6 protein-coding genes and 1 pseudogene are annotated in these 8571 nt (G+C 46.8%); 3 read left to right on the top strand and 4 right to left on the bottom strand.

The window, feature by feature from the left end:
- Positions 1-35: 35 nt before the first annotated feature.
- Together COW15_RS17885 and rlmM are read left to right on the top strand one after the other, a co-directional pair.
- Positions 36-422 carry a DUF423 domain-containing protein gene (locus tag COW15_RS17885; RefSeq protein WP_293634598.1) on the top strand — a complete coding sequence of 129 codons (387 nt, stop codon included), beginning with the start codon at positions 36-38 and terminating at the stop codon, positions 420-422.
- An 83-nt stretch (positions 423-505) separates the two neighbouring features.
- Positions 506-1591, top strand: coding sequence for a 23S rRNA (cytidine(2498)-2'-O)-methyltransferase RlmM (gene rlmM, locus COW15_RS17890; protein ID WP_293634600.1), 1086 nt, complete (start codon positions 506-508; stop codon positions 1589-1591).
- Positions 1592-1737: 146 nt separating this feature from the next.
- Here rlmM and COW15_RS17895 read toward each other — a convergent pair whose 3' ends face one another.
- On the bottom strand, positions 1738-2745 hold the full coding sequence (locus COW15_RS17895; RefSeq protein ID WP_007646592.1) for an isocitrate dehydrogenase: 1008 nt from the start codon (positions 2743-2745) through the stop codon (positions 1738-1740).
- A gap of 254 nt (positions 2746-2999) precedes the next feature.
- Between COW15_RS17895 and COW15_RS17900 the strand changes: the two genes are divergently transcribed.
- The gene (locus COW15_RS17900; protein WP_293634604.1) at positions 3000-5825 is read left to right on the top strand and encodes a prolyl oligopeptidase family serine peptidase; all 2826 of its coding nucleotides are present in this window, start codon (positions 3000-3002) and stop codon (positions 5823-5825) included.
- A gap of 500 nt (positions 5826-6325) precedes the next feature.
- Here the strand turns inward: COW15_RS17900 and COW15_RS17905 are convergent, their stop codons facing one another.
- From COW15_RS17905 to COW15_RS17915, 3 genes and pseudogenes are all read right to left on the bottom strand, one after another.
- Positions 6326-7339, bottom strand: a complete 1014-nt coding sequence (locus COW15_RS17905) for an IS110-like element ISShes7 family transposase (RefSeq protein ID WP_293634606.1) — start codon at positions 7337-7339, stop codon at positions 6326-6328.
- 384 nt (positions 7340-7723) lie between these two features.
- The gene (locus COW15_RS17910) at positions 7724-8188 is read right to left on the bottom strand and encodes a DUF2846 domain-containing protein (protein ID WP_293634608.1); all 465 of its coding nucleotides are present in this window, start codon (positions 8186-8188) and stop codon (positions 7724-7726) included.
- 198 nt (positions 8189-8386) lie between these two features.
- Positions 8387-8497: pseudogene (locus COW15_RS17915) on the bottom strand (transposase); the annotation flags it as partial.
- Between the last annotated feature and the right edge of the window lie 74 nt (positions 8498-8571).

Here is an 8571-nt window from a genome sequence, read left to right on the forward strand (position 1 = left end):
TGAATGAATTAAGCCCATTCCATTTGGAGATTGAAATGCGTAAAGGTCTATTATTACTCGCCGCACTGAGCGGATTTTTAGCCGTCGCCTTAGGGGCTTTTGGTGCCCACGGTTTAAAGGCGGTCGCACCACCGGATTTAATTGACGTATTTAATCTTGGGGTGCAATACCATTTCTACCATACCTTCGCCTTAATCATGGTTGCTTTCTCGGGCCAATGGTTAACCTCACGTTTATTGGATTGGTCGGCCTATTTGTTTATTGCCGGCATAGTGCTGTTTTCTGGCTCGCTATACGGACTGGCATTATTTGGGACTAAATGGCTTGGCCCTATCACGCCTATGGGCGGCGGTTGCTTCTTACTCGGCTGGTTATTATTTGCCGCTGCGGTATGGCGTCACAAAGTGGTAGACGGCAAATAGGGCATTTGTAGATTGAAATTGGTATACTGGCGCCCAAATCGATAGTCAGCCAGTGCTTTGGCTTGGATTTCTCAGGGATCCCCATGAAAAACCTATTTTTATTTTGCCGCGCCGGCTTTGAAAAAGAATGTGCAGCAGAAATTCAACAGCGAGCCGGTGAGCTCAATGTCGGTGGCTTCGTTAAGGCCAATAATAACGACGCCTATGTCGTATACCAGTGTTTTGAAGAGGGCGCGGCGGATATTTTAGCCAAGCAGCTTCCATTAGATTCATTGATTTTCGCCCGTCAAATGTTTGCAGCGAGTGAGTTGCTCGCCGATTTGCCTGAAAATGACCGTATCGGCCCAATCGTTGCGGCGCTCAGTGACGTCAGCAAAGCGGGTGAAGTGCGGGTTGAAACGCCTGACACTAACGAAGCGAAAGAGCTTTCGGCATTTTGCCGTAAGTTTACAGTGCCCCTACGCCAACATTTGAAAAAGTCCGGTAGTTTGCTCGCCCAGGAAAATCCCAAGCGTCCAATTATCCACGTGTGTTTTGTCGGGCCAGGCCGTGCCTATGTGGGCTATTCCTACAGCAATAACAGTTCACCACATTTTATGGGGATCCCGCGCCTTAAAATGGCGGCGGATGCACCGAGCCGCTCTAGTTTGAAACTCGATGAAGCCTTCGGCCAGTTTGTGCCTAAGGAAGAACAAGAAGAGCGTATTCGCAGTGGTATGAATGCCGTGGACTTAGGCGCTTGCCCCGGTGGCTGGACCTACCAACTGGTGCGCCGCGGCATGTTTGTCTCGGCGGTCGATAATGGCCCCATGGATGAAAAACTGATGGAGACGGGCCAAGTAAAACATTACCGCGAAGACGGTTTTCGTTTCGAGCCCCAGCGCAAGAATATCTATTGGTTAGTGTGTGACATGGTTGAAAAGCCTGCGCGCGTAGCCGAACTGATTGAAGCGTGGGCGATTAATGGTTGGTTTAAGGAGGCGATTTTTAACCTTAAATTACCGATGAAGAGCCGTTATAAAGAAGTCACGGCGATCCTTGAGACCATGCAGACCATTCTAAAGGAAAACGGGATCACTGAGTTTAAGGTGCAGTGTAAACACCTCTACCATGACAGAGATGAGGTGACAGTGCATTTATGGCTGCGCCCTAATACGGCTTGGAACTGATCCTGATTGTAGTATAAGGTGATTGCTGCTTGTGGTATAAGGCGATGATTACTTAACAAAAAGCCCCGAATATTCTTCGGGGCTTTTTTATTGGGCTACCTTAATGTAAAGCGGTTAGCTTAAGCACACTAATATACAGGCGATGATCACAGGCGATCGAGTACCGCTTGGGTAAAATCGGTCGTGCCGTGGGTGCCGCCTAAATCGCGAGTAGTACGGTCGCCTTCTTCGATCACTGCCGATACCGCTTTACGGATCTGCTCCGCTTTGTCAGCCATGCCTAAATATTCCAGCATCTGGATAGACGCTAAAATCACCGACGTTGGGTTCGCAAGGTTTTTGCCAGCGATATCGGGTGCGCTGCCGTGAACCGCTTCGAAAATTGCTGCATCACGGCCAATGTTAGCCCCCGGTGCCATGCCTAGACCGCCTACGAGGCCAGCACACAGATCCGATAGAATGTCACCGAACAGGTTGGTGGTGACGATCACATCGAAGTTTTCTGGGTTCATCACTAACTTCATACAGGTTGCATCGACGATCATTTCTTCTGTCTTGATGTCTGGGTAACGCAGGCTCACTTCACGGGCCACTTTCAGGAACAGACCTGAAGTTGACTTCATGATGTTGGCTTTGTGCACGATAGTGACTTTCTTACGATTTTCTTTGCGGGCCAGTTCGTAGGCGAAGGTGGCGATTTGCTCTGCACCTTGGCGAGTGACGATACTGGTCGCTTCTGCCGTTAACCCATCGTCAGACACTTTTTGACCGTGGCCAGAGTACATGCCTTCGGTGTTTTCACGGACTGTGATGATATCGATATTTTCGTAGCGGGCTTGGGTGCCTTTAAAAGACAGCACTGGACGTACGTTAGCGTATAAGCCAAATTTCTTACGTAGGGTCACGTTGATAGAAGTAAAACCTTCACCAACTGGCGTAGTCAGTGGACCTTTAAGGGTGATACGGTTTTTTTCGATAAGCTCTAAAGTGCGTTGTGGCAATAGCTCGCCTTGCTTTTCGAGCGCGGTGAGGCCAGCATCGGCAAATTCATATTCAAAATCACAACCTGCTTTATCAAGAATTTTTAAGGCAGAATCAATAATACTTGGGCCAATTCCATCACCTGGAATTACGGTTATCGTTCTTTTTGACATGGAGAAGTCCTTCCACGGTTCGTCGTTACTGCAATTGTCTGCCCCAGCGATAGCCGGGTAACATGACTATGAATTTGGTATTTTTTCTGGCTATTATTTTAACCATCTTTGGTCAAACTTCACAGGGAATAGTGAGCGATATCACGATTTTTTGTGTGGTATAACTTGTAAAAATACTGGGTTATAACGATGATGGAGAGCTAACCGTTAAAAAAGTCTACTTTAGTCTAACAAATATATAAAAGAGGAAGACATTGAAGTTATTACCTATCACATCTTTGGTGCTGTTATCCCTCGGTATATTGCCAGTCGTGCAGGCAGAAACCAGCACTAAGCCGCTTACCTTAACAGACATTATGCATTTTGAATCCATCGAAAAGCCGGTTATCGCTGACAAAGGTCAAGTGATTGCGGTCGAGGCTGCCCCCGACCGTGGTGATAGCTATGGTTTGGTTAAAAATCTGCAAACGGGGCAAAGTTTTCAGATAGATGGCGGCTCAGATCCTATCGTCAGCCATACTGGTCGCTATGTGGCGATGGCAGTCAAACCCAGTTTACTCAAAGTCGAAACCAGTGATGCTAAAGCGAAGAAAAAGCTTAAGGCCGATATGGTGCTGCTCGACACCCAAACTGGCACGCAAACCAAATTTGAGCGGGTAAAGGAATTTGTCTTTAGCGACGATGGTGAACACTTAGCGATTTGGTTTGAAGCCGACGAAGAAGCCAATAAAGACGCTAAGGACAAAGCTGAAGCCGCTGCCACTGCGGATGACAAGCCCAAAACCGAGAAGGTGAAGGTCGATAAGTTCGACCAAGGCCGTCGTTTTAGCTTAGTGAATTTGTCTTCGCCATCGCAGCGAGTGGATCTAGAGCATGTGACCGCCTATTACTTCGATAAAGACAGTCGCCGCCTGGCCGTCGCGGTTAATGATATCGAAGCAAAGCAACATCAATTGCAACTGATTGATTTGAAAGACTACAAAAAATCAACAGCATTTGAATCTCAGACTCAACAAGTCGGTGCCTTAGCACTGGCTAAAAATGGTCGCTGGCTGGCCTTTACCCAGGGTGATGCGAGCGAATTGCCCTATGGCCGCAGTTATCAGTTAAGTGTTGTGGAGTTAGCCTCTGGCAAAATCCGCCGTGTGCCCAATTCCACAGAGTGGACGCTCAACCGTTACGCCAGCTTGAACTTCTCTCTGGACAGTGAGCGACTATTTTTTGGCCGTGTACCCGAGGTGAGTCAGCAGCTTAGTTTGGCGAAAATTACTGAAGAGAAAGATCTGTTCGACGCCAATATCGTCACAGGTCAGCGCGGGATTAAGGTGTGGCATGGTGATGATCCACGGATTAAACCCAATGAAATCAAACAATACGAGGATGAGCAAAAACGCACTTATCTCGCCGTATTGCATTTAGGCTCAAACAATGTGGTGCAGCTCGGCGATAAGACTGTGCCCGATGTGACACTGTCGCAGCATAAGCGTTTTATGCTGGCAAGTTCCGATTTGCCTTATCGTAAAATGGCAACCTGGGCGGGTTTTTTCCAAGACTATTACCTTGTGGATCTCAATACGGGCCGTAAGGTGCCATTTTTGACCCAGCAGCCCAGTGATGAGCTACCGAGTCTGTCGGGGAATGGTAAATATGTTGTTTATTATCAACAAGGTAACGTCTATCTTTATGATGTTGCACTAGGACGGCGCTCCAATCTAACCCAATCCTTAAGTGTCAGTTTTGCCGATGAAGACCATGATTATCCCTCTAATGCACCGGGCTATGGTTTTGGCCCTTGGCTTAAGGATGATGCGGGTTTCTTAGTTTACGATAAATACGATGTCTGGCAGTTTAATACCGAATCTAAGGCCGGATTTGCGCTAACCGCGGGTCAAGGACGTGCACAAAAAATCCAATATCGCCTCGAAGGCTTAGTGGATAATCCCGATGTGCCGACCGAGCTTGCCTATAACGCCACTGTGTTACTCCACGGTTATAGTGATAAAACTAAGGCCGATGGTTTCTACCAAGCGACCTTAGGTGAAGCGGGCGTGAAGACGTTGATGCAAGGTGAGTATAAGCTGACCGTGCTTGGACGCAGTAAAGATGCCGACACTATCATGTTTTCTAAGGAGCGTTTTGACCTATTCCCTGACTTATATACGGCCAACTATAGCGTTCCGCAAAATGCAGTTAAACAAACCGACTTGGATAAACAGCGCCAAGCCTTTAACTGGAGCAAAGCCGAGTTAGTTCATTGGACGAATGGCGATGGTAAACCGTTAGATGGCGTGTTGATCAAGCCGACCGATTATCAAGCGGGCAAACGCGTTCCTGTGTTGGTGTATTACTATCGCTTTATGACGGATAGACTGCATGCCTTCCCGCAGATGAAGGTCAATCATAGACCTAATTTTGCCTGGTACATCAATAATGGTTATGCGGTATTCCTGCCGGATATTCGCTTTGATATTGGTTACCCAGGGGCGAGTTCGGTACAAGCGCTCACATCCGGCGTACAAAAGCTGATTGAGATGGGGATTGCCGATCCCGATGCCATTGGTCTACAAGGGCATTCTTGGAGTGGTTATCAAACTGCCTTTGCCATCACCCAAACTAAGATGTTTAAGGCCGCGGTAGCGGGGGCACCGGTTGCCAATATGACCAGCGCCTACAGCGGTATTCGCCACGGCACCGGGATCGCACGCCAGTTCCAGTATGAGACTGGGCAGAGTCGTATTGGTGCAAGTTTGTTTGCTGCACCGCAAAAATACATTGAAAATTCACCGGTGTTCTATGCCGATCGCATTCAAACGCCTCTGATGATCATGTTTGGTGATAAGGACGATGCTGTGCCTTGGGAGCAGGGCGTCGAAATGTATTTGGCCATGCGTCGTGCGGGTAAAGAGGTCGTATTTTTGCAATATGAAGATGAGCCGCATCATCTGAAAAAGTACCCCAACAAACTCGATTACAGCATTCGAATGATGGAGTTCTTCGACCATTATCTTAAAGGTAAACCCGCGCCAGCTTGGCTCAGTAAAGGCGAAGCCTATGTCGAATATAAAGCCGATGATGAGTAATCCTCTGTTTTAGGGTTATCAATAAGCAAAACGCCACCAGAAGGTGGCGTTTTTATACTGAAAGGGCACTAGGGGGAGAGCATTGATATCTTGTGTGGATAATTTTCTTTGTTAAAACAATATTTTATATTTAATGCGCTAAAGGTGAGTAATAGCATTATCAAAGTTATGGCAATCTGATTAGATTCGTTGGCTGATATCCACTAACGCAGGCTTGCCATGTGTTCACTCACCGACACGCAGCAAGTCCTATATGGACACCTCGAATAGATCAACCACTTTTTGAGTAACAGAAAGTAATACTGCGTACGTATATCCGACCTATTTGTGAGAATCTTTGTTCTCTGGCCTTAATGAGAACCGCGCCTTTGCTGCTTATCGTCCGTCCGGAGTCATATGCTCCTTGTACTCTCTCAGCATCTGCAAAGGCCGGTATTACCTGTTACTTCATTATCTGTAGTCGTGTTTTTGGGGTGAGTTTAATACTCGATTTTTACATATTAACAAGGCCGATATTCGCTGCGATGAAACAGCATAGCCCAGATGATCCGCGCCAATTTATTTGCAATTGCTACTGCTGCTTTCTGTTTACCTCGCCGCTCAATCACCTTTAAGGCCCATACGGAGATCCTGTCATTACTCTTACTTGCATAGCGAATAATCGACCAAGCTCCCTGGATCAGTTGCCGCCGCAGATAGCTGTTACCTCGCTTGGTTATGCCGCCCAATTTTTGTTTTCCCCCACTGGAAAACTCTTTAGGAACCAGTCCTAAATTTGCAGAAAAATGCCGAGCACCATGATAGCCTGAGCCATCTCCGGCAAATGACACCGCGGCAGTGGCAATGATTTCTGCAACGCCTCTTATACCCATCAGTCGCTTGGCATCTGGGTGCGTTCTTGCCTGCAGTTTGATGTCTTTTTCCAGCGAACCTATTGCAACGTTGATCGCACGCAACTCTTCCATCAGCTCACGCATGTATTGGCGTGCAATCGTAGTGAGTTGATTACTGGCATCCTCAAGTAATTCCGGCAGTAAAAGATTCAATGGATTACGTCCTTTAGGGAGGGCTATTCCATATTCACTTAGTAAACCTCTGATTTGATTGGTTAGTGCAGTGCGTATTCTGATCCGGCGCTCGCGAATTCTGTGGGTAATGATGATATCAACCTGCGGTAAGGTTCTCGGCTGGACGAAAATCATGTTCGGTCTCTGCGCCGCCTCACAGATAGCGAAGGCATCATTGCGATCGTTCTTATTGCCTTTGACAAATGGCTTAACATGCTGAGGCGGGATCAGTTTGACGTCATGCCCGAGAGAAAGTAACTCTCTGCCCCAATAGTTAGAGCCACTGCAGGCTTCCATCGCAATAGTGGCATAAGGGTAAGTACGCAGAAAAGTCAGGAGCTGAGCACGTTTAATCGAACGGTTAAAAACACTCTTGCCTGCTTGATTTACCCCACAGACTTGGAAGATATTTTTTGCGAGATCAATTCCTATTAGTGTAACTTTCATTTTGGACACCTTTTGTTGTTATTGAACGTGCAAATTCAATATGGCGTAAATGACGCCTACTTCACAAGAGGTGTCCATCCCATCATCCGTGGATGCTCGACCGCCCGTCTGATGTGAATGGATTCACGAATGCCGCGATGGCATGGATGCCAAAGAGCGGCCATGGGGCGGACGGTCGTCTCGCTAATCACCATGGCTCACCTATTTGGCATTTGCGTAGCCTGTAGGTTTTAAGGAGACACACTGCACGCTTTTGGACATAAATGAGTTAGGATTTTAACTCTAAATTAAGAGTTTCGGATAAAAATTTCTATAGCTTAACGCCGCAAGCTGCGGCGAGCGTTAGCGAGTCCAGCACCGAAGGTGCGATGCTGACTTGCCTTGTTAGTTTTTCTTAGTTTCACGCAGTTCTTGCTTGGCGGTTTCTGGATTAACCAATCCAAGCGAGTAGTTACCAGAAATACTGGCTACGCCCCCAATATAAGCTGCGTTATCAAGAGACGCAGTTAAGCGAACAAAATAAGTGTTATTGGCTTGTGCATCGAAAGATATCTGTAAGGGCCCGGCACGCCAGTTGGACATAAAGCCACCCTCTTTAACTGCAATTATTGTATTGCCTGGATTAAGGTCTAATACGTGGAAGCCACCATTACCTATCTCAAAACTATCTACGCCATTTATCTGCACCACAGGCGCTGCAGCGCCATCTAACATAGCCCAAGGACGATAAAAATACACTTTAGCCTTATTTACCTCTGGTGCTTCAGTTTCAGTAAACTTAGGTCCTGTTGCACTACAACCAATAAGTGACACAATAATTCCTAGCGCAAAAATAAACTTATTAAACATATACTAAGCTCCAGCTCTACAAAAAACTAACTATGAGCGCACGCGCGCGAACCTCGGTGAGCGTCGCTGCTGTACCTACCACAATTGCCACCAAGGCTTTTTCACACCATTGTGAGTTACTTTTAAATATTGTGGCTCGCTTCGACCTCCGTCTTTGGAGACTGCGATTATTTTAACGGTTATGTCTATAGGCTCCTGAAAATCTTTACCTGAGTAATCATCATCGCCACACAAAAATGCACGCCGAACAATGCGGCTATAGCAATGGTAATAGGGAGTGTCTTCAAGACTAATCTGGGTAGTGTTCAAATTTCTGTGTCATTTCTTTAAGCTATACCAAAAAGAGATGATTTATGACCACACCTACTTTTGATATCAATGCT

Origin of the sequence: Shewanella sp. CG12_big_fil_rev_8_21_14_0_65_47_15 (assembly GCF_002783505.1) — a bacterium.
GTDB lineage: Bacteria > Pseudomonadota > Gammaproteobacteria > Enterobacterales > Shewanellaceae > Shewanella.